18 protein-coding genes are annotated in these 21,155 nt (G+C 61.6%); 11 read left to right on the top strand and 7 right to left on the bottom strand.

All coding sequences use genetic code 11. The features are described 5' to 3' along the window. Positions 1-59: 59 nt before the first annotated feature. The gene (locus C9990_RS30145; RefSeq protein ID WP_065899599.1) at positions 60-1,373 is read right to left on the bottom strand and encodes an ATP-binding protein; all 1,314 of its coding nucleotides are present in this window, start codon (positions 1,371-1,373) and stop codon (positions 60-62) included. 116 nt (positions 1,374-1,489) lie between these two features. After that, positions 1,490-2,230 (bottom strand): two-component system response regulator OmpR, encoded by a 741-nt coding sequence (ompR, locus tag C9990_RS30150; protein WP_065899598.1) that lies wholly within the window; start codon positions 2,228-2,230, stop codon positions 1,490-1,492. A 357-nt stretch (positions 2,231-2,587) separates the two neighbouring features. Between ompR and C9990_RS30155 the strand changes: the two genes are divergently transcribed. From C9990_RS30155 to tauD, 7 genes are all read left to right on the top strand, one after another. Continuing rightward, the gene (locus tag C9990_RS30155; RefSeq protein ID WP_065899597.1) at positions 2,588-4,912 is read left to right on the top strand and encodes a Tex family protein; all 2,325 of its coding nucleotides are present in this window, start codon (positions 2,588-2,590) and stop codon (positions 4,910-4,912) included. Further along, positions 4,912-5,295, top strand: a complete 384-nt coding sequence (locus C9990_RS30160; RefSeq protein ID WP_106805443.1) for a PaaI family thioesterase — start codon at positions 4,912-4,914, stop codon at positions 5,293-5,295. Before C9990_RS30155 ends, C9990_RS30160 begins: the two co-directional genes overlap by 1 nt. Positions 5,296-5,509: 214 nt before the next feature. After that, positions 5,510-7,093, top strand: a complete 1,584-nt coding sequence (gshA, locus tag C9990_RS30165) for a glutamate--cysteine ligase (protein ID WP_106805444.1) — start codon at positions 5,510-5,512, stop codon at positions 7,091-7,093. Positions 7,094-7,336: 243 nt separating this feature from the next. Continuing rightward, complete coding sequence (gene tauA, locus C9990_RS30170) at positions 7,337-8,314, top strand: taurine ABC transporter substrate-binding protein (protein ID WP_065899594.1); 978 nt, start codon at positions 7,337-7,339, stop codon at positions 8,312-8,314. Positions 8,315-8,331: 17 nt separating this feature from the next. Further along, entirely contained in the window at positions 8,332-9,111 is a 780-nt protein-coding gene (tauB, locus tag C9990_RS30175; RefSeq protein ID WP_065899593.1) for a taurine ABC transporter ATP-binding subunit, read from the top strand. Beyond that, positions 9,108-9,944 (top strand): taurine ABC transporter permease TauC, encoded by an 837-nt coding sequence (gene tauC / locus C9990_RS30180; RefSeq protein ID WP_106805445.1) that lies wholly within the window; start codon positions 9,108-9,110, stop codon positions 9,942-9,944. The genes tauB and tauC overlap by 4 nt, the downstream gene beginning before the upstream one ends. Before the next feature lie 21 nt (positions 9,945-9,965). Beyond that, the gene (gene tauD, locus C9990_RS30185) at positions 9,966-10,802 is read left to right on the top strand and encodes a taurine dioxygenase (protein WP_106805446.1); all 837 of its coding nucleotides are present in this window, start codon (positions 9,966-9,968) and stop codon (positions 10,800-10,802) included. Positions 10,803-10,983: 181 nt separating this feature from the next. On the opposite strand, the gene C9990_RS32390 is transcribed toward tauD, so the two are convergent. The 5 genes from C9990_RS32390 to epsC all read right to left on the bottom strand — a co-directional run bounded on the left by C9990_RS32390 (position 10,984) and on the right by epsC (position 17,228). Beyond that, complete coding sequence (locus C9990_RS32390) at positions 10,984-11,271, bottom strand: hypothetical protein (protein ID WP_157955108.1); 288 nt, start codon at positions 11,269-11,271, stop codon at positions 10,984-10,986. A 59-nt stretch (positions 11,272-11,330) separates the two neighbouring features. Beyond that, a complete protein-coding gene (gene mgrA / locus C9990_RS30195; protein ID WP_010214105.1) occupies positions 11,331-12,368 on the bottom strand; it encodes an L-glyceraldehyde 3-phosphate reductase in 1,038 nt (345 codons plus the stop codon). A 108-nt stretch (positions 12,369-12,476) separates the two neighbouring features. Beyond that, a complete protein-coding gene (locus tag C9990_RS30200) occupies positions 12,477-13,805 on the bottom strand; it encodes an OprD family outer membrane porin (RefSeq protein WP_106805448.1) in 1,329 nt (442 codons plus the stop codon). Between the two features lie 179 nt (positions 13,806-13,984). Further along, a complete protein-coding gene (betT, locus tag C9990_RS30205) occupies positions 13,985-15,946 on the bottom strand; it encodes a choline transporter BetT (RefSeq protein ID WP_162946137.1) in 1,962 nt (653 codons plus the stop codon). A 355-nt stretch (positions 15,947-16,301) separates the two neighbouring features. After that, on the bottom strand, positions 16,302-17,228 hold the full coding sequence (gene epsC, locus C9990_RS30210; RefSeq protein ID WP_065899585.1) for a serine O-acetyltransferase EpsC: 927 nt from the start codon (positions 17,226-17,228) through the stop codon (positions 16,302-16,304). A 166-nt stretch (positions 17,229-17,394) separates the two neighbouring features. On the opposite strand from epsC, the gene C9990_RS30215 reads away from it, so the two are divergent. The 4 genes from C9990_RS30215 (at position 17,395) to tcyN (ending at position 20,882) form a co-directional block, all read left to right on the top strand. Beyond that, on the top strand, positions 17,395-18,390 hold the full coding sequence (locus tag C9990_RS30215; protein ID WP_065899584.1) for a D-cysteine desulfhydrase: 996 nt from the start codon (positions 17,395-17,397) through the stop codon (positions 18,388-18,390). Positions 18,391-18,672: 282 nt separating this feature from the next. Continuing rightward, a complete protein-coding gene (gene tcyJ, locus C9990_RS30220) occupies positions 18,673-19,467 on the top strand; it encodes a cystine ABC transporter substrate-binding protein (protein ID WP_106805449.1) in 795 nt (264 codons plus the stop codon). Further along, positions 19,467-20,132 carry a cystine ABC transporter permease gene (tcyL, locus tag C9990_RS30225; protein ID WP_065899582.1) on the top strand — a complete coding sequence of 222 codons (666 nt, stop codon included), beginning with the start codon at positions 19,467-19,469 and terminating at the stop codon, positions 20,130-20,132. Before tcyJ ends, tcyL begins: the two co-directional genes overlap by 1 nt. A gap of 3 nt (positions 20,133-20,135) precedes the next feature. Beyond that, positions 20,136-20,882 (top strand): L-cystine ABC transporter ATP-binding protein TcyN, encoded by a 747-nt coding sequence (gene tcyN / locus C9990_RS30230; RefSeq protein ID WP_065899581.1) that lies wholly within the window; start codon positions 20,136-20,138, stop codon positions 20,880-20,882. The last annotated feature ends 273 nt before the right edge of the window (positions 20,883-21,155 follow it).

The raw sequence follows: 21,155 nt of genomic DNA on the forward strand, positions 1-21,155 counted from the left end.
AAATCGGCTTGCCCTTCTCTTGTAGCTTATAGCTTGAAGCTTGAAGCTTGAAGCTGCCCCTATACCGCGTCGCGGGGCAACATCAGGCCGAGCGGCAGCCGTACGCGCGCTTCCAGGCCGCCCCCTTCGCGGTTGCGCAGCTCGACATTGCCGCCGTGCATCGAGGCGATCCGGCGGACGATTGCCAACCCCAGACCGGTGCCCTTGCCACCCCGCGCACGATCGCCACGGGTGAACGGGTTGAAGATGCCTTCCAGCTCGGCCGGGTCAATGCCGGTGCCACGGTCCATCACACTCAGCACCACATAAGGTGCCGCGCTGTCGCCGGACACATACGCTGCCACTTCCACATCCGAGCCGGCATGGTGCAAGGCGTTGCCGATGAGGTTGTTCAACAAACGCTTCATGGACACCCGGCGCAGCGCAAACGGCTGGATCGGTTCCAGGCGCATGCGCACCTGTTCGCCGTTCTGGTTGTAAGGCGCTACCACCTCACGCACCAGGTCCGTCAGGTCGACCTCCTCCACCACCTCGTCACGACCATCGCGGATAAACGCCAGGAACTGGTCGAGAATCGCGTCCATGTCCTCGATATCGCGAACCATGTCATCGGTCAGGTCGGAATGATTGCCCATCAGTTCCAGAGAAAGCCGCAAGCGCGTCAACGGTGTGCGCAGGTCATGGGACACGCCCGCCAGCATCAGCTCGCGTTCGCGCCCGGCCTGTTCGACGTCCTCCGCCATCTGGTTGAACGCGCCATACACCTCGGTCATCTCACTGGGCGTATCGCTGACCGGCAAGCGCACGCTGCGACCTTGCCCCAGCTGGCGCGCAGCAAAGACCAGGCGCTTGAGTGGCTGGTTGAGCTGGCGCACGAAAATCCACGCCGAGGCGGTTGAGAGCAGCCCGATCGCCAGGAACCAGCCCAGCACGTTCCAGATCTTCTGCCCCCGCAGCGGATGCGGGTACAGCGGCACCTTGATCCAGGCATCCCCCAGGCTCGGCGCCCTCACCCACAGCGCGGGCGATACATGCATGCGCAACCGAACTTCGGTGTCCTCGCCCAGCTCGGCCTGCATCTGGCGCTGGTAGATCTCGCTGTAAGGCCAATGCTGCTCGCCTTCCGGCACGCCGGCCCCGTCAACCCGAATCAATGTCGACGCCTTGGCGATTTTTTCACGACTCTCGGGATCGGCTGCCCAATAGCCACGTAATGTCAGGGCGACACCGTGGCTGTACTGCCGATCCACCAGCACGTCTTCGTTCATCAACAGATAAACCAGCGTGAGTGCCTTGGAAAACAGAACGACGATCAGCACCAGCCAAAGGGTGCGGGAGAAAAAACTTTGCGGGAACCAAAGAGGGGTTTTCATAGAAGACAGCTGGACACCTGGCAGGAACGAGCGGCGCTCGCAGAATTGCAGACGCCGGGCATCCCGTCGACCCTCATGGAGTCAAACGCTGGAATGCCCGCCCTGCAAATCATTGGTCACTTTGTTGCGGTGCCATCCGGCACAAACACATAGCCCACGCCCCATACCGTCTGGATGTACCGTGGTTTGGACGGATCCGGCTCGATCATCCGGCGCAGACGGGAAATCTGCACGTCGATGGAGCGCTCCAGGGCGTCCCACTCCCGGCCACGGGCCAGGTTCATCAGCTTGTCGCGGGTCAGAGGCTGGCGCGCGTTCATCACCAGCGCCTTGAGCACGGCGAATTCGCCGGTGGTGAGCATGTGCACTTCATCGCCGCGCTTGAGCTCACGAGTGGCCAGCGACAGTTCGTAGTCGCCAAATGTGACGCTCTCGTCTTCGCTGCCCGGGGCACCGGGTACCGGAGCGGCCTGGCGACGCAGCACGGCCTTGACCCTGGCCATCAGCTCGTCAGGGTTGAACGGCTTGGCCAGGTAGTCATCAGCGCCCAGCTCGAGGCCCTTGATGCGGCTCAACTCATCACCCTTGGCGGTGAGCATGATGATCGGAATCTGGTTGTTCGCGCTGCGCAGGCGCTTGCAGGCGGTGAGGCCGTCTTCGCCGGGCAACATCAGGTCGAGCACGACCAGGTTGAACACTTCACGCCCCAGCAGGCGGTCCATTTGCTCGGTGTTCGGCACCGCGCGGGCACGATAGCCCTTGGAGTTGAAGAAACGCTCCAGCAGGCTGCTCAGCCCCGGATCGTCATCAACGATGAGAATTTTTTCGCCTTCAGCAGTTTGTGCAGTGCTGCTCATTGGATGCTCCTCTTATCTCGGCGCGCATTATGGCGTAGCTGCCGTTATACGCACCGTGTGCATTGTTAGCAGATTTTTCCTCTACCGCCAGCGAACCCGCGTCCCACAACCACGGGCGCAGTACCCCCCAAGGACAGAACGCTGGTTATAATGCGGCGCCGTCGTGCAGGGCAACATCAGATCGTTACCGTTTACTGCCGGGCTTTTTTTCACCCGCTTGTCGTGATTTTTTCGATTTCGAGGGTCAATAGGCAGCCTCTTGACCCAGGCAGCGGCGCCAGTCGGGCCGCTCAACCAGCCGCGCAAGGCCTTGTTTTCCGGGCCTGCGGGCTGCTTCTAAGAATTTCAGGTGGTTTTATGGACAGCATCAACAGCCGCATCGCCGAGGAACTCGGTGTACGCCCACAACAGGTCGAAGCGGCCGTCGCTCTACTGGATGAAGGCTCCACGGTGCCCTTCATCGCCCGTTACCGTAAAGAAGTGACCGGCAGCCTCGACGACACCCAACTGCGACACCTGGAAGAGCGCCTGCGCTACCTGCGAGAACTCGACGAACGGCGTATCAGCATCCTCGCCAGCATCGAGGAGCAGGGCAAGCTGACCCCGCAACTGGAACGCGACATCAAGCTCGCCGACACCAAGACCCGTCTCGAAGACCTGTACCTGCCGTACAAACAGAAGCGCCGCACCAAGGGCCAGATTGCCCTGGAAGCCGGCCTCGGCGAGCTGGCTGACGGCCTGTTCAACGACCCGTCGCTGACCCCGGAAACCGAAGCCGCGCGCTTTATCGACGCCGAAAAAGGTGTCGCCGACGTCAAGGCCGCCCTCGAAGGCGCCAAGTACATCCTCATGGAGCGTTTTGCCGAAAACGCCAGCCTGCTGGAAAAACTGCGCACCTACCTCAAGCAGGAAGCCACCCTCAGCGCCCGCGTCATCGCCGGCAAAGAGGAAGAGGGCGCCAAGTTCCGCGATTATTTCGAACACGATGAACCGCTGAAAAGCATGCCGTCCCACCGCGCGCTCGCGATTTTCCGTGGCCGCAACGAAGGCATTCTCAGTTCCGCGCTGAAAGTCGGCGACGAGCTGCCGGGCACCATGCACCCGTGCGAAGGCATGATCGGTCAACAATTCGGCATTCAAAATCAGAACCGTCCTGCAGATAAATGGCTGGGCGAAGTGGTGCGCTGGACGTGGAAGGTCAAGCTCTACACCCACCTGGAAACCGACCTGCTGGGCGAGTTGCGCGACGGCGCCGAAACCGAAGCGATCAACGTCTTCGCCCACAACCTGCACGACCTGCTGCTGGCCGCCCCGGCCGGCCCACGTGCGACCCTGGGCCTCGACCCGGGCCTGCGTACCGGCTGCAAGGTCGCCGTGGTCGATGCCACCGGCAAGCTGCTGGACCACGCGACCGTGTACCCGCACGTGCCACACAACAAGTGGGACCAGACCCTGGCGATCCTGGCGGCCCTGTGCGCCAAGCACGCCGTGGACCTGATCGCCATCGGCAACGGCACCGCCAGCCGTGAAACCGACAAGCTGGCCGCCGAGCTGATCAAAAAATACCCAGCCATGAAGATGACCAAGGTCATGGTCTCCGAGGCCGGTGCTTCGGTGTACTCGGCGTCGGAGCTGGCGTCCAAGGAATTCCCGGACCTCGACGTGTCGATCCGTGGTGCGGTGTCCATCGCCCGTCGCCTGCAGGATCCGCTGGCCGAACTGGTGAAAATCGACCCTAAATCCATCGGTGTCGGCCAGTACCAGCACGACGTGTCGCAGCTGAAACTGGCGCGCGGCCTGGACGCGGTCGTGGAAGACTGCGTAAACGCCGTGGGCGTGGACGTGAACACCGCCTCCGTGGCGCTGCTGGCGCGGATCTCCGGCCTGAATTCGACCCTGGCGCAGAACATCGTCACCCACCGTGACGAGAACGGCGCGTTTAAAACCCGCGCCGCGCTGAAAAAAGTCGCACGCCTGGGTGAAAAAACCTTCGAACAAGCCGCCGGTTTCCTGCGCGTGATGAATGGCGACAACCCGCTGGACGCCTCGGCGGTTCACCCGGAAGCCTATCCGCTGGTGCAGCGCATTGCGGCCGAGACCGACCGCGACATCCGCTCGCTGATCGGCGACGCCGCGTTCCTCAAGCGCCTGGATCCGAAAAAGTACACCGATGAAACCTTCGGCGTGCCGACCATCACCGACATCCTGCAAGAGCTGGAAAAACCCGGCCGTGACCCGCGTCCCGAGTTCAAGACCGCCGAGTTCCAGGACGGCGTCGAAGACCTCAAGGACCTGCAACTGGGCATGATCCTCGAAGGTGTGGTGACCAACGTGACCAACTTCGGTGCCTTTGTGGACATCGGCGTGCATCAGGACGGTTTGGTGCACATCTCTGCGCTTTCGGAGAAGTTCATCAAGGACCCGCGTGAAGCGGTGAAAGCCGGTGACGTGGTCAAGGTCAAGGTCATGGAAGTCGACATCCCGCGCAAGCGCGTCGGCCTGTCGATGCGCATGAGCGACACCCCCGGCGAGAAAATCGACGGGGCTCGCGGTGCCCGCCCAGGCTCGGCGCCGCGCCAGTCGCAGAACAACGCGCCGCGCAAGGAAACCGCGACCGCCGCGCCGTCCAACAACGCCATGGCCTCGCTGTTCGCCAACGCCAAACAGTTGAAGAAACGCTGATGGAAATCCCAGCCGGCTTGACCCAGAGCGCCTTCAGCGAACTGATCGGCTGCCGCCTGCAACGCCTGGACGAAGGCGTTGCCGAGGTGGCCCTGACCCTGGAGCCGCAACTGCGCAACCGCGCAGGCAAGCTCCATGGCGGGGCGATTTTCAGCCTCGTGGACATCACCATGGGGCTGGCCTGTTCCAGCTCCCATGGCTTCGACCAGCAGAGCGCGACCATCGAATGCAAGATCAATTACATTCGCGCGGTCTCCGACGGTGACGTGTTATGCACCAGCCGCGTGATTCACGCCGGTCGACGCACCCTGGTGGTCGAGGCCGACGTGTACCAGGACGAAAAACTGGTCGCAAAAGCACAAGGCACCTTCGCTGTCCTATAGCTCCCCGCCCTCGATTTGAGTTAATTTCGGCGCTGCGACAACAGCGTCGGAATTTTCTTGCTGCGCTATAGCCCAATTCAAGGAGTGAAGTAGGCTTTTCCAAAGCGAGTCAAATCGACTCAAAACCAGGCGATAACGCCAGTTTTAACTTCACCCTTGTAGACCGTCTTGCCCACCCCCATATTGGGGCGACTGACGCGTGAAGGAATCTAACTTGAGCGAACTTCTCAACCGCCGCCTGGCCCTGCTCGGCAAGCGCGAACACCTCTCCCTGCTAGAGCAATGCTTGCACGGCATCGAGCGTGAATGCCTACGTGTCACCGGTGAGGGTCGCCTGGCGCAAACGCCGCACCCCGAAGCCCTGGGCGCCGCGTTGACCCATGAACAGATCACCACCGACTACTCGGAATCGCTGCTGGAGTTCATCACCCCAGCCCTGCCCAACCCGGCCGATACCCTGAGCAGCCTGGACAAGATCCATCGCTTTGCCTACACCAAGCTCGGCAGCGAATACCTGTGGAGCCCTTCGATGCCGTGCCCGTTGCCGGCCGAGGAAGACATTCCGATTGCCTACTACGGCACCTCCAATATCGGACAGCTCAAGTACGTGTACCGCAAGGGCCTGGCCCTGCGCTACGGCAAGACCATGCAGTGCATCGCCGGTATCCACTACAACTTCTCGCTGCCGGAACAGTTGTGGCCGCTGCTCAAGGAGACGGAAGGGTTTGTCGGCACCGACCGCGACTACCAGTCCACTGCCTATATCGCGCTGATCCGCAACTTCCGCCGCTACAGCTGGCTGTTGATGTACCTGTTCGGGGCCTCGCCGGCACTGGACGCGGGTTTCCTGCGCGGTCGCTCGCATCAATTGGAAGTGCTCGACGCCGACACCCTGTACCTGCCGTACGCCACCAGCCTGCGCATGAGCGACCTGGGTTACCAGAGCAACGCCCAGGCCGGCCTGACGCCGTGCTACAACGATCTGGCCAGCTACACCGACAGCCTGCGCGAAGCGGTGGCAACGCCCTACGCGCCCTACGTCGAAGTCGGCACGCACAAGGACGGTGAATGGGTACAACTCAACACCAACATCCTGCAGATCGAAAACGAGTACTACTCCAACATCCGCCCCAAGCGCGTGACCTACACCGGCGAACGGCCGATCCAGGCGCTCATGGCGCGTGGCATCCAGTACATCGAAGTGCGCTGCCTGGACATCAACCCGTTCCTGCCGATGGGTATCGACCTGCCGGAGTCGCGCTTCCTCGACGCGTTCCTGCTGTACTGCGCGCTGAACGACAGCCCGCTGTTCGCCAATAACGAATGCGGCAACGCCACGTCCAACTTCCTCAGCGTGGTCAAGGAAGGCCGGCGTCCGGGCCTGCAATTGCAGCGCCAGGGCCAGGCAGTGGACATGAAGGAATGGGCCACCGAATTGCTCGAGCAGATTGCGCCGCTGGCGGCCCTGCTGGATGCGAGCCACGGCATCAGCGAACACAGCGAGGCGCTGGACGCCCAACTGGCCAAGGTCAAGGACCCGTCCCTGACGCCATCGGCCCAAGTGCTGGCGGCAATGGCCGAGCGCAAAGAGAGTTTTGCGCAGTTCTCCCTGTATCAGAGCGAGGTCCACGCCGAGCATTTTCGCCGCGAGCCGTTGCCAGCCGAAGAGCAGGCGCGCTTTGAAGAGCTGGCGCGCACGTCGCTGGCACAGCAGGCGGAGCTGGAACAGAACGAAGTGGGCGATTTTGACGTGTTTGTCGGGTCGTACCAGGCCAGTATCCTGGCGATCAGTAACTAAGGCATCACGCCACCCCGTGTGGGCGCTGGCCTGCCTGCGATAGCATCAACCCGGTAGATCTGAACTACCGAGTCGTGAGCATCGCAGGCAAGCCAGCTCGCACATTTGGCCAATGCGCCCTCAACACCAGCATTCACTCTTCTCCTCATAAGCTAATTCGAAAATGTTATTTATTTTCGGATTCTTAGATCATTTAGTCTCCTCACACGCCGACCCTCGGCCGCCTGATTGAGGAGCTTCCCTTTGAAACTTTTGACCCCACTGCGCCTCCTGGCGGCGTTGTCCTTGGCCGGTGCCAGTCTGTTTGCCCACGCGGCGGATGTAACCATCGCCTACCAGACCACCGTGGACCCGGCGAAAGTCGCCCAGGCCGACGGCGCTTATGAAAAAGCCACCAACGCCAAGATCGACTGGCGCAAATTCGACAACGGCGCCGACATCATCGCCGCCATCGCCTCCGGCGACGTGCAGATCGGCTACCTCGGTTCCAGCCCGCTGACCGCAGCGATCACGCGCAAAGTGCCGGTGGAAACCTTCCTCGTTGCTACCCAGATCGGCGGTGCCGAAGCCCTGGTAGCGCGCAACGGTTCGGGGATCAACAGCCCGCAGGACCTGGTCGGCAAGAAAGTCGCGGTACCGTTCGTGTCCACCGGACACTACAGCCTGCTCGCCGCGCTGAAGCACTGGAACATCGACCCCTCGAAAGTGACCATCCTCAACCTCGCCCCGCCGGCAATCATCGCCGCCTGGAAGCGCGGTGACATCGATGCCACTTACGTATGGGACCCCGCCCTGGGCGTGGCCAAGGAAAACGGCAAGGTGCTGATCACCTCCGGCGAACTGGCCAAGTTCGGCGCGCCGACCTTCGACGCGTGGATCGTACGTAAGGATTTTGCCGAGAAGCACCCGGAAATCGTCACGGCCTTCGCCAAGGTCACCCTGGACGCCTACGCCGCGTACCGCAAAGACCCACAAGCCTGGATCGCTGACAAAGGTAACGTCGACAAACTGGTGAAGCTCTCCGGCGCCAAGGCCAGTGATATCCCGCTGCTGCTGCAAGGCAACGTCTATCCATTGGCGGCTGACCAGGTAACCCTGCTGGGCGCCCCGACCACCAAGGCGGTGACCGACACTGCAGCGTTCTTGAAGGAGCAAGGCAAGGTCGACGCCGTGCTGCCGGACTACGCCCCTTACGTCAGCGCCAAGTTCATCACTAACTGATTCAGGAGTTCATCGCGATGGCCTTGCTACAACTGGAGCGCATCAGCGCACAGTACCCAGGCGCCACAGAACCGGTACTGTCTGATATTTCATTGGAGCTTGGGCCCCAGCAATTGCTGGTAGCCCTCGGCCCGTCCGGCAGTGGCAAGACTTCGCTGTTGAATCTGATTGCCGGCTTTGTCGAACCGTCCGCCGGGCGCATCACCCTTGATGGCGTGCCGGTCAAAGGCCCGAGCGCCGAACGTGGCGTGGTGTTCCAGGACGACGCCCTGCTGCCCTGGCAGGACGTGCTTGCCAACGTCGGCTTCGGCCTCGAACTGGCCGGAGTGGCCAAGGCACAACGCGAAGTGCGCGCCCGGGAAATGCTCGCACTGGTGGACCTCGCCGGTTTCGACAACCGCCGCATCTGGCAGCTCTCCGGCGGCCAGAAACAGCGCGTCGGCCTGGCCCGCGCCTTGGCAGCAGACCCGCGCGTGCTGCTGATGGACGAACCCTTCGGCGCCCTCGATGCCTTCACCCGCGAGCAGATGCAGGAGCTGTTGCTGCAAGTCTGGCGGCGCACGGCCAAGCCGGTATTCCTGATCACCCATGACATCGAAGAGGCGGTATTTCTCGCCACTGACTTGATCCTGCTGGCGCCCAACCCCGGCCAGATCGTCGAACGGCTGCACCTGGACTTTGGCCAACGCTACGCCGCCGGTGAGTCGGCGCGGGCGATCAAATCCGACCCGCGTTTTATCGAAACCCGCGAACACGTGCTGGGCAAAGTGTTCTCGCAACGGCAGGTGTCCGCATGAGCAGCTACGAACTTCCCGCCACCGCGACCAAGCCGGTGACGCACGCCGTTACCCCCGTGCGCCGCAGCCTGAGCACGCGCTGGATCAGCCTGCTGACCCTGGTGGCCTTGCTGGCCATCTGGTGGGCCGTGACCGCCACCGGCCTGATCGAGCCGCTGTTCCTGCCGCCGCCGTCTGCCGTGCTGCAAAAAGGCTGGCTGCTGGCGACCACGGGCTACATGGATTCCACCCTATGGCAGCACTTGGGCGCGAGCCTCAGCCGTATCGGCCTGGGCCTGGGCTTTGCAGTGCTGACCGCCGTGCCGGTGGGCATTGCCATCGGCGCCAACCGTATTGCGCGTGGCATTCTCGACCCGCTGATCGAGTTCTACCGGCCGATTCCGCCGTTGGCGTATCTGCCGCTGATTGTGATCTGGTGCGGCATCGGCGAACTGTCCAAGGTGCTGCTGATCTACCTGGCGATCTTTGCCCCGATTGCCATCGCCACCGCGACCGGCGTGCGCACCGTCGACCCGGCCAAACTGCGCGCGGCGCAGTCGCTGGGTGCGACCCGCGCCCAGTTGATTCGCCATGTGATCCTGCCGAGCGCCCTGCCCGACATCCTCACCGGCGTGCGCATCGGCCTGGGGGTGGGCTGGTCGACCTTGGTTGCTGCCGAGCTGATCGCGGCCACCAGCGGCCTGGGGTTCATGGTGCAGTCGGCGGCGCAGTTCCTGGTCACCGATGTGGTGGTACTGGGGATCCTGGTGATCGCACTGATCGCCTTCGCCATGGAAATGGGCCTGCGCGCCCTGCAGCGCAAATTGGTGCCTTGGCATGGCCAGGCACACTAAGCACTTATTGACGAGAACCGCATGAGCAGCCTGACCGTTACGCCATTAAGCACCGCTCTGGGCGCCCAGATCAGTGGCGTCGATATCACCCAGCCGCTGAACGTCGAACAGCGCGACGCCATCGAACAGGCGTTGCTCACGCACTCGGTGCTGTTCTTCCGTGGCCAGCCGATCACCCCGCAGCAACAGGCGCGGTTCGCGGCGAATTTCGGTGACCTGCACATCCACCCGATTTACCCCAACGTGCCGGAACAGCCCGAAGTGCTGATCCTCGACACCGCCGTCACCGACGTGCGTGACAACGCCGTGTGGCACACCGACGTGACGTTCCTGCCCACCCCGGCGCTTGGCGCGGTGCTCAGCGCCAAACTGCTGCCGGCGTTTGGTGGCGACACGTTGTGGGCCAGTGGCATCGCGGCGTATGAGGCGCTGTCCGAGCCGTTGAAGCGCTTGCTCGACGGGCTTACCGCCACCCACGACTTCACCAAATCCTTCCCGCTGGAACGCTTCGGCAACACCGCCGAAGACCTGGCGCGCTGGGAAGAAACCCGCAAGAAAAACCCGCCGCTGTCGCATCCGGTGGTGCGCACGCATCCGGTGAGTGGGCGTAAATCGTTGTTTGTGAGCGATGGGTTTACCACCAGGATCAATGAGCTAGAACCTGCCGAAAGCGAAGCGATCCTGAAGCTGCTGTTTGCTCACGCGACCCGCCCGGAGTTCACCATCCGCTGGCGTTGGCAGGAAAATGACGTGGCGTTCTGGGACAACCGCGTGACCCAGCATTACGCGGTAGATGACTACCGGCCGCAACGGCGAGTGATGCACCGGGCGACGATTCTTGGGGACGTGCCGTTCTAGATCACACAGAAGATCGAAGATGGGGCTGGCTTGCCTGCGAAAGCGGTGGATCAGCCAACACTTCATCGACAGACCCACCGCCATCGCGGGCAAGCCCGGCTCCCACAGTGATTTGGATCGTGCCGAAAAAATTCGCCCCACTGAAGATCAACTGTGGGAGCTTGCCTGCGAAAGCGGTGGATCAGCCAACACCTTCATCGACTGACACACCGCCCTCACCGGCAAGCCCAGCTCCCACAATGACCGAGTCGGGCCAAGGAAATTCGCCCCACTGAAAATCAACTGTGGGAGCTGGCTTGCCTGCGAAAGCGATCGCCCAGCCAACATCTTCATCGACTGACCCACCACCCTCACAGGCAAGCCCGGCTCCCACAGTGATTTGGATCGTGCCGAAAAAATTCGCCCCACTGAAGATCAACTGTGGGAGCTGGCTTGCCTGCGAAAGCGGTGGATCAGCCAACACCATCATCGCCTGACACACCGCCCTCACCGGCAAGCCCAGCTCCCACAGTGACCGACTACTGCAGATTACTCAGCAGTAGAAGGCTTCTCCCACAAGTTGATCCCGCCTTCCTGCGCGAACCGATCGATCTCCGCCAGTTCTTCGGCACTGAAGCTCAGGTTCTTCAACGCCCCGACGTTTTCAATGATCTGCTCCGGCCGGCTCGCACCGATCAGCGCACTGGTCACCCGTGGGTCGCGCAAGGTCCAGGCCAGGGCCAGTTGCGCCAGACTCTGGCCACGGCGCTGGGCGATTTCATTCAGCGCACGCACATGGGCGATGTTGGCTTCGGACAGGTGCTTGGCCTGCAACGAACCGCCACCCGGACGATTCACTCGTGCGTCGGCCGGCACGCCGTTGAGGTACTTGTCGGTCAGCAGCCCTTGAGCCAGCGGTGTGAACGCAATCACCCCGGCGCCGAGTTCTTCGGTGGTGTCCAGCAGGTCTTTTTCCACCCAACGGTTGAGCAGGTTGTAGGCCGGTTGGTGGATCAACAGCGGCACTTTCCACTCTTTGAGCAGCGCGGCGATTTCGCGGGTTTTTACCCCGGAGTAGGAAGAGATGCCGATGTACAACGCCTTGCCCTGTTGCACGGCGGTGGCGAGGGCGCTGGCGGTTTCTTCCAGGGGGGTGTCGGCATCAAACCGGTGCGAGTAGAAAATATCCACATAGTCGACGCCCAGGCGTTGCAGGCTCTGGTCGAGGCTGGCCAGCACGTATTTGCGCGAACCGCCGCCCTGGCCGTAGGGGCCGGGCCACATGTCCCAGCCGGCCTTGCTGGAGATGATCAATTCGTCGCGGTAGTGCTTGAAGTCTTCGCGCAGCAAACGGCCGAAGTTGATCTCGGCGCTGCCGTACGGCGGGCCATAGTTGTTGGCCAGGTCGAAGTGGTTGATCCCCAGGTCGAACGCGGTGCGCAACAGGGCGCGCTGGGTGTCGATCGGGGTGCTGTCGCCAAAGTTGTGCCACAGCCCCAGGGACAGTGCCGGCAGCACCAGTCCACTGCGGCCTACGCGGCGATACGGAATAGATTCATAGCGGTTTTCGGCAGCAATGTAAGTCATCGAATCCTCTCTTGGACGTAGGCAAATAAGGCCTGGGAATAAGGTTATTCCCAGGCCTTTTAACCAGCTGAATCGCTTAAGTCTGCCTTTCCGTTTTACAGCAATTGCCTACCAGAGTGGAACGACATAGCTGACATAAAAGCGGTTTTCATCTTGCACGGTGGCACCGCTGATGTCCGGGCTGGCGTGGGCATTTTTCCAGGTCACGCCGAGCCCTTTAAGAGTGCCGGTGGGGACTTGATACGCCACGGCAACGTTACGTTCCCATTCGCTGGTGGTGCCTTGTGCGGTGCGGATGTCAGCGCCGTGGGCATACGCCGCGGAGAACGTCAGGCCGGTAAGGCCGAGTTTGCCAAAGTCATATTTGTACTGCGCCAGCCAGGTGCGTTCGCCGGCATGCTGGAATTTGTTCAACTGCATGTTGGTCAGGGCCGGGGTGTCGGCACCTGAACCTGGGCCCTGGCGGTTGTCGCCGCTGTTCAAGCCGGAATCCAGGTAGGGAAAGTCGCTGTCGCCGCTGTTTTTCTGGATACCCAGGCCGACGGTATGGCCGTCCAGGCTGTAGCTCTCAAGCAAGCTGGCGGTAGTTTGGTTGATGCGCCCCTTGTTCACGCCGTCACCGTAGAGACCCGCCGCCGCGAAGTCCTTGTCACCGTCGGCGTTGCCGCCCACGCCCAGGCTGCGGAACACCCGCACATCGGTGTCGATCGCGCCGACCGACAAAGCGTCATGGCGCTTGGCACCGAGGAAGAACTGCTGGTAGTAGTCCTCAAGATTGGAGTACCACAGGCTGACGGTGGTGTTCTGGATGCCGGTGTAGTCCGCACCGCCGAACAGGAAGCGATCGCTTTCCTTGGTGCCGCCGGCGGTGATCATGCCCTGGTCGCCGGTCTCGTTACGGATCTTGGTCTTGAGGATATCGCCGCCAGTGAAGGTGAAGTCGGTAAGGTCCTTGGACACCAGTTGCACGCCGGTATTGGTCTGCTGGTACAGGCGCCCGTCGGTGTTGGCCAGGACCGGGTTGTTGCCGTACAGCGTACCGACGCGCAGCTCGTCCTGGGCGAAGCGCATCTTGAACGTCGGGCTGAGCACGCCGAACTGGTCGGCGGACTTGCCGTTGTCCAGCGGGAACATGCTGCCGGGGTAGCGGCTCTGGTGATCCTTGTCGTTGAGGTCGCCACCGGAATCCAGTTTCAGTCCGTAGAACGCCTGCAGATCCAAGCCGAAACCCACCGGCCCCTCGGTATATCCCGACTTGAAGTTGAACTCGAAACCCTGGCCCCAATCGCGAATGCTGTGGGCCTTGGCGTTGCTGTTCACCACATCACGCCCCTGCTGGTTGAGATAGCGATTGAGCAGGGTCACGTCGGCGTGGCTGTCATCGATAAAATCGGCATGGGCGGACAGCATAAAGCTCGCCATGGCGGCACCCACCATAGGGCTTAATAACGTCTTCATTGTTACCGGTCTCCGTCACTGTTTTGAAATGAAAGCGTCAAACGCTTCACACAATTACGCAGTGGCCAGATGACAGTTGCGCGTCAAACCGAGGGTTTGACGAATGAAATTAAATTTAAGAAAGCCCCGTAGAACGGGGCTTTGCGAGGAGTTACAGGTCAGCGCACCAGGTGCAGGAACTGCAGGTGGCGCTCGTACTGGTCGAGGATGTCGTTGATGATCTGCTCCTTGGTGTAGCCCACCAGATCGTAGTCCTGGCTGCCCTCACTCAGGTGCACTTCCGCGCGGTAATAGCGACGGTTGTTGATCTCTTTGGAACCCATGCCACCCCGGGCGAACGACGGCGTGAAGTAGCCGCGCATCTGCACCTGGTAGATGAACGGATGCTCCTCGCCATGCCCGATTTCGAGGCTGACGCTGTCGTTGGCCGGGTCCGGCTGAGTGACCACGCTCAGGCCCTTCTCGACGAACACCGCCGTCACTTCTTCGATCGCCGGGCGCACCGTCGATTCGAGGAAGCGGTACACCTCATCGCGTGACGGGAAATGCACGGCCTGGCTCAAGCGCTGGCGCCAGCCGCCACGGCCCTTGCGGGAGGCCGAGATCGGCGCCAACGAGTGCAACTGCGCGATCTGCTTTTGCGACTCGAGGTAGAAGGCTTTGTGCAGCCCCCACATCATCAGCAGCAAGATCATCGAGAACGGCAACGAGGTCAGCACCACGGCTGATTTCAACGAGTCGATGCTGCCGGCAAACAGCAGCGCACTGGTGACCAGCGCCGTCATCGCGCCCCAGAACACCCGCAGCCATTTCGGCCCGTCTTCATCGGCGTTGCCGCCCTTGGACGACAGCGTCGAGAGCACTACGGTGCCGGAGTCGGCCGAGGTCACGAAGAATACGAAGCTGATAAACACGGTGACCGCAATGACCGTCTTGCTCCACGGGTAGGTTTCCAACAACAGGTACAGGCTCATCGACGGGTCATCGATGGCCGACTGACCGAGGGCCGTCAGCCCGTGATTGAGCACCTGGTCGATGGCGCTGTTGCCGAAGATCGACATCCACGCCAGGGTGAAGCCCAGCGGGATCAGCAGCACGCCGAAGACGAACTCACGGATGGTCCGGCCACGGGAAATCCGCGCGATAAACAGGCCGACAAACGGCGACCACGCGATCCACCAGGCCCAGTAGAACACCGTCCAGCCGCCGAGCCAGTCGCTCGGCTTGTCGTAGGCGTACACGTCAAAACTCTTGGTCGGCAACGCGCCAAGGTAGTCGCCGATGTTCTGGATCAGCGTGTTGAGCAGGTGCTGGGTGGGACCTGCGAACAACACGAACAGCAGCAGCGCACAGGCCAGCAGCATGTTGATGTCGGACATCACTCGCACGCCCTTGTCGACGCCGGCCACCGCGACCAGAATCGCCGCGCCCATCATCAAGGTGATCAATCCAACCTGGATCCACTGGGTATGGGCAATGCCAAACAGGTAGTCGAGGCCGGAGTTGAGGTGCAGCACACCAAAGCCCATGTCGGCCCCCAGGCCGAACACCGTGGCGATAATGCCGAAGCCATCCACCGCATAGCCGATGGGGCCGTTGATGCGCTTGCCGATCAGCGGGTACAGCGCCGAACGCAGCGCCAGCGGCAGGTTATGCCGGTAGGCGAAGTACGCCAGGGCCATGCCGACAAAGGCGAACACGCCCCAGCCATGCAGGCCCCAGTGCAGGAACAGGATCTGCATGGCCTGGCGCGCGGCGTCGGCATTCATCGGTGCGCCCTGGGGCGGTTGCACCAGGTGCGTCAGCGGCTCGGAGACGCAGAAGAAAAACAGCGTGATGCTGATCCCGGCGGCAAACAACATGCCGGCCCAGGACAGGTAGCTGAATTCGGGCTCGTCGTGGTCGGCACCGAGTTTTATCTTGCCGTAGCCTGATAGCGCGGTGACCACCACGAAGACCAGATACAGGGTCATCGCCAGCATGTAGTACCAGCCGACCGTATTGGCCGCCCAGTTTTGCGCGGCCAGCAGCCAGGCGCCGGCCTGTTGCGGGATAGCGATGACAGTGATGCCGAACAGCAAGATGAAGGTTGCAGCAAAGTAGAAGACGGGCGCATTCATGCGCACCAGGCCGCTGGCTGGGGTCGACGATGCACTCATGAACGATGCACCCCTGGGGCGGGAGATGTGGCTGTAAAAAACGGACTCAGCAAAGGTAAGCCTCCTGTTGTGAGCGGGCAGCGAACCACCGGTTTAACTTGAACGAACATTCAAGTTAAACATGGATAGGCGGTCTGGGACTAATCGCAGGGCTGAGTGGTAGATAATTCCTACACTAGCTCAAGGACTGGTATGACGGGTGCAGGAGGTAAAACGTTCAGCGATTTTCGGGAGAAATCCGCTCAGGTCTGGAATGCATTCCAACTGTGGGAGCTGGCTTGCCAGCTCCCACAGTTGCCCGGTGTTTGGCTCAAGACTATTTCTGCGCCCCATCATCATGCTGCAGATTCGCCTGGGTGATATTCGCCCCGGCCGGCACGCTGCGGGTCAGCCACACATTGCCGCCAATCGTTGAGCCCTTGCCGATGGTGATCCGCCCCAGGATCGTTGCCCCGGCGTAGATCACCACGTCATCCTCGACAATCGGGTGGCGCGGATGGCCCTTCTGCAGCTGCCCATCCTCATCCGCCGGGAAGCGCTTGGCGCCCAGGGTCACGGCCTGGTAGATACGCACCCGCTCGCCGATGATCGCGGTTTCGCCAATCACCACGCCGGTCCCGTGGTCGATAAAGAAACTCGGGCCGATCTGCGCACCCGGGTGGATATCGATACCGGTGGCCGAGTGGGCGATTTCCGCGCTGATCCGCGCCAGCAGCGGCAAACCGGCGCGATACAGATGGTGCGCCAGGCGATGGTGAATCACCGCGAGGATTCCCGGATAGCACAGCAGCACCTCATCCACGCTGCGCGCGGCCGGGTCGCCGTGGTAGGCGGCCAGCACGTCGGTGTCCAGCAGGCTGCGCAGGGATGGCAAGGCCAGGGCAAAATCCTGGATCAGGCGGATGGCCAGGGCGTCGACCGCGCTGTCATCCTGGCCGCCCTGGCGCGCGGCGTAGCGCAGCTCCAGGCGCGCCTGTGCCAGCAAGGCATTCAGGGCGACGTCGAGGGTATGGCCGACGTAGAAATCTTCACTTTCTTCACGCAGGTCCACCGGCCCCAGGCGCATGGGGAACAGCGCACCGCACAGTGCTTCGAGAATCTGCGCGACGGCCTCGCGGGACGGCAACTCGCGGCCGCCATGCTCGCCGCTCAAGCGGCCATTGCGCGTTCGCCACTGGTCCCGGGCACCGCGCAGTTGGCTGACGATGGTCTGTAATTGCCAATGACTGGAACGCTCACTCACGGTCTTCACTCCTGACGAAATGGCCATCACTTTACGGTATGCACCCTGGCCGCCCTTAAGAACCAATGGTGCGATGCTAAGAACTTCACGGAATAAGCGATTGGCGGTTGCCCGATGAAAAGTGCCTGCCTATAGTCGGCCAATCATTCAGTCACCGTGCGTAGCCATGATCAAACAACAGCTCGACCGTTTTAACCGCCTGGAACTGCTGGGCGGTGCCACTGCCCTGGAAAAACTCGAGCGGCTGTCGGCCTGGTTGGGCAGGGACATCTACGTCAAGCGCGACGACACCACGCCGCTGGCCATGGGCGGCAACAAACTGCGCAAACTCGAATACCTGGCGGCCGATGCCCTCGCCCAAGGTGCCGATACCCTGGTAACCGCCGGCGCGATCCAGTCCAACCACGTGCGCCAGACCGCCGCCCTCGCCGCCAAGCTCGGCCTGGGTTGCGTAGCGCTGCTGGAAAACCCCACCGGCACCGAAGACCCCAACTACCTGGGCAACGGCAACCGCCTGCTGCTGGACCTCTTCGACGCCAAGGTCGAATTGGTGGAAAACCTCGACAATGTCGACGACCAACTGAATGCCCTCGCCGACCGCCTGCGCAGCAACGGCAAGAAGCCGTACCTGGTGCCGATCGGCGGCTCGAACGCCCTCGGCGCCTTGGGTTACGTGCGCGCCGGCCTTGAGTTGGCGGCGCAAATTGAAGACAGCGGCATCGAATTTTCCGCCGTGGTGCTGGCGTCCGGCAGTGCGGGCACCCACAGTGGCCTCGCCCTGGCCTTGAGCGACGTGCTGCCGAACCTGCCGGTGGTTGGCGTCACCGTGTCGCGTACCGAAGAAGCACAGTTTCCGAAAGTGCAGGGCCTGGCCGAACGCACCGCCGAGTTGCTGGGCGTAACGGTGCCCGAGGCGTTCAAGGTGATTCTCTGGGACGAATACTTCGGCCCCCGTTATGGCGAGCCGAACGCCGGTACGCTGGCGGCCATCAAGCTGCTCGCCAGCCAGGAAGGCCTGCTGCTGGACCCGGTCTACACTGGCAAGGCCATGGCCGGCTTGTTGGATGGGATCGGGCGTCAGCGTTTTGAAGAGGGTCCGATCATTTTCCTGCATACCGGCGGGGCGCCGGCGTTGTTTGCCTACAACTCGGTATTCAATTGAATAAACGCGGACTAAAAAATGTGGGAGCAGGCTTGCCTGCGATAGCGGTGCAAAGGTCAGCACATCGGTAGCTGACAGAGTGCTATCGCAGGCAAGCCAGCTCCCACATTAAATAGCTCGCATATTCGATAATCGAATATCAATTTAGATTTATATTATTTTCAAGTCTTAAAAACCCGCTCTATCATCGCGCCGTAGGCGAAGACGCGCTACGCGCTTTAAGGCAGGATACGACTACTGCGTCACCTGCTTCGCTCAACATAAAAAACACAGGGGCTCTTCATGACTATTTCTGTATTGCGTCGCACGTTGTTGGTTGGCACTTTGGGCCTGGCACTCGGGGCTGGCCTGCTCGGCCAGGCAGTGGCCGGCGAGCAGTTGAACAGCATCAAGAAAGCCGGCGAGATCAAGATCGGTCTCGAAGGCACCTACCCACCGTTCAGCTTTGTCGATGAAAGCGGCAAGCTCAGCGGTTTCGAAGTCGAGCTGTCCGAGGCGCTGGCCAAAGAGCTGGGCGTGAAGGTCAAACTGCAAGCCACGCCATGGGACGGTATCCTCGCCGCCCTGGAATCCAAGCGCCTGGACGCCGTGGTCAACCAGGTGACCATCTCTGAAGAGCGCAAGAAGAAATACGATTTTTCCAAGCCTTACACCGTCTCCGGTATTCAAGCGCTGGTGCTGAAGAAGAATGTCGACAGCATCAAGACCGCCGACGACCTGGCCGGCAAGAAAGTCGGTGTGGGCCTGGGCACCAACTACGAGCAATGGCTCAAGGACAACCAGCCTAAAGCCATCATCAAGACTTACAACGATGACCCTACCAAGTTCCAGGACCTGCGCATCGGCCGCATCGACGCCATTCTGATCGACCGCCTGGCCGCTCTGGAATACGCCAAGAAAGCCCCGGACACTGCCACCGCCGGCGATGCCTTCTCCCGCCAGGAAGCCGGTATTGCCCTGCGCAAAGGCGAGCCTGAACTGCTCGACGCGGTGAACAAGGCCCTCGACAAGCTGCGCGCCGACGGCACCTTGAAGAAGCTGTCCGTGAAGTACTTCAACGCTGACGTCACTCAATAATGGAAGCAGGTTTCCAACTCGCGCTGGACTCCGCGCCCTTTCTACTCAAGGGCGCGTACTACACGGTGATTCTTAGCCTTGGCGGGATGTTTTTCGGCTTGCTGCTGGGCTTCGGCCTGGCCTTGATGCGCCTGTCGCGCTTCAAGTCAGTGAGCTTGCTTGCCCGCGTCTACGTGTCGTTCTTTCGCGGCACGCCCTTGCTGGTGCAGCTGTTCCTGATCTACTACGGCTTGCCGCAAGTGGGCATCGAGCTGGATCCGATTCCGGCGGCCCTGATCGGCTTCTCGCTGAACATGGCCGCCTACGCCTGTGAAATCCTGCGCGCGGCCATCAGCTCCATCGAGCGTGGCCAGTGGGAAGCCGCGGCCAGTATCGGCATGACCCGTGCGCAGACCCTGCGCCGGGCCATTCTGCCGCAGGCGATGCGCACGGCTTTGCCGCCCTTGGGCAACAGCTTTATTTCGCTGGTCAAGGACACCGCGCTGGCGGCCACCATCCAGGTGCCCGAGCTGTTTCGCCAAGCGCAACTGGTGTCGGCACGCACCTTCGAAATCTTCACCATGTATCTCTCTGCAGCCCTGATCTACTGGATCCTGGCGAGCATCCTGGCGCATTTTCAAAATCGTCTGGAAGACCGGGTCAACCGGCATGACCTGGAGTCCTGAAGCATGATCGTGGTTGAAAAACTGACCAAACAATTCAAGGGTCAGGTGGTACTCAACGGCATCGACCTTGAGGTCAAGGAAGGCGAAGTCGTCGCCATCATCGGCCCCAGCGGTTCCGGCAAGACCACCTTCCTGCGCTGCCTGAATTTCCTCGAGCAACCCACCAGCGGCCGCATCAAGGTCGGGGACATCGAGATCGACAGCAGCAAGCCGATCAACCAGCAGCAAACCCTGGTGCGACGCCTGCGCCAGCACGTCGGCTTTGTGTTCCAGAACTTCAACCTGTTCCCCCATCGCACCGCGCTGGAAAACGTCATCGAAGGGCCGACCGTGGTCAAGAAGATGCCGCGCGAAGCCGCTGAGGCCCTGGGGCGTAAGCTGCTGGCCAGGGTTGGCCTGGCGGGCAAGGAAGACGCCTACCCTCGACGCCTGTCCGGTGGCCAGCAACAGCGCGTGGCGATTGCCCGCGCGTTGGCCATGGAGCCGGAAGTGATCCTGTTCGACGAACCGACCTCGGCGCTCGACCCGGAGTTGGTCGGCGAAGTACTGGCAACCATCCGCAGCCTCGCCGAGGAAAACCGCACCATGGTGATCGTCACCCACGAGATGAGTTTTGCCCGTGACGTGGCCAACCGGGTGATCTTCTTCGACAAAGGGGTGATCGTGGAGCAAGGCGAAGCCAAGGCGTTGTTCGCCAACCCCAGGGAAGAACGCACGAAGCAGTTCCTGAGCAAATTCCTCGCCCACTGACACCCTCCCGGGCTTGTGTGGGGGCTGGCTTGCTGGCGATAGCATCACTGCGGTGCGGCGGATACACCGAGGTGCCTGCATCGCGGGCAAGCCCTGCTCCCACCTGAGCGCGTTCCTACGCGAAGTCCTCGTTTCAACGAGTAAAACGCCCCGCCACACACCCGCTGAAATCCCCCTCACAGTCAGACCCTTCTGAATCTGCAGCAACCCGCCGTTTAGCCCTTTGCCGCCATTGACGCCCCTTGGCCAACCCTCTTATCTAGCACTCAGAGG

The sequence above is a fragment of the Pseudomonas sp. S5D5 genome (genome assembly GCF_003013355.1).
Lineage (GTDB): Bacteria > Pseudomonadota > Gammaproteobacteria > Pseudomonadales > Pseudomonadaceae > Aquipseudomonas > Aquipseudomonas aylmerensis.

Bases quoted from the DNA above. Each gene is read 5' to 3' on its own strand.
- C9990_RS30145 (WP_065899599.1), bottom strand. From the start codon at position 1,373: ATGAAAACCCCTCTTTGGTTCCCGCAAAGTTTTTTCTCCCGCACCCTT.
- ompR (WP_065899598.1), bottom strand. From the start codon at position 2,230: ATGAGCAGCACTGCACAAACTGCTGAAGGCGAAAAAATTCTCATCGTT.
- C9990_RS30155 (WP_065899597.1), top strand. From the start codon at position 2,588: ATGGACAGCATCAACAGCCGCATCGCCGAGGAACTCGGTGTACGCCCA.
- C9990_RS30160 (WP_106805443.1), top strand. From the start codon at position 4,912: ATGGAAATCCCAGCCGGCTTGACCCAGAGCGCCTTCAGCGAACTGATC.
- tauB (WP_065899593.1), top strand. From the start codon at position 8,332: ATGGCCTTGCTACAACTGGAGCGCATCAGCGCACAGTACCCAGGCGCC.
- tauC (WP_106805445.1), top strand. From the start codon at position 9,108: ATGAGCAGCTACGAACTTCCCGCCACCGCGACCAAGCCGGTGACGCAC.
- tauD (WP_106805446.1), top strand. From the start codon at position 9,966: ATGAGCAGCCTGACCGTTACGCCATTAAGCACCGCTCTGGGCGCCCAG.
- C9990_RS32390 (WP_157955108.1), bottom strand. From the start codon at position 11,271: ATGATGGTGTTGGCTGATCCACCGCTTTCGCAGGCAAGCCAGCTCCCA.
- mgrA (WP_010214105.1), bottom strand. From the start codon at position 12,368: ATGACTTACATTGCTGCCGAAAACCGCTATGAATCTATTCCGTATCGC.
- C9990_RS30200 (WP_106805448.1), bottom strand. From the start codon at position 13,805: ATGGTGGGTGCCGCCATGGCGAGCTTTATGCTGTCCGCCCATGCCGAT.
- betT (WP_162946137.1), bottom strand. From the start codon at position 15,946: ATGAATGCGCCCGTCTTCTACTTTGCTGCAACCTTCATCTTGCTGTTC.
- C9990_RS30215 (WP_065899584.1), top strand. From the start codon at position 17,395: ATGATCAAACAACAGCTCGACCGTTTTAACCGCCTGGAACTGCTGGGC.
- tcyJ (WP_106805449.1), top strand. From the start codon at position 18,673: ATGACTATTTCTGTATTGCGTCGCACGTTGTTGGTTGGCACTTTGGGC.
- tcyL (WP_065899582.1), top strand. From the start codon at position 19,467: ATGGAAGCAGGTTTCCAACTCGCGCTGGACTCCGCGCCCTTTCTACTC.
- tcyN (WP_065899581.1), top strand. From the start codon at position 20,136: ATGATCGTGGTTGAAAAACTGACCAAACAATTCAAGGGTCAGGTGGTA.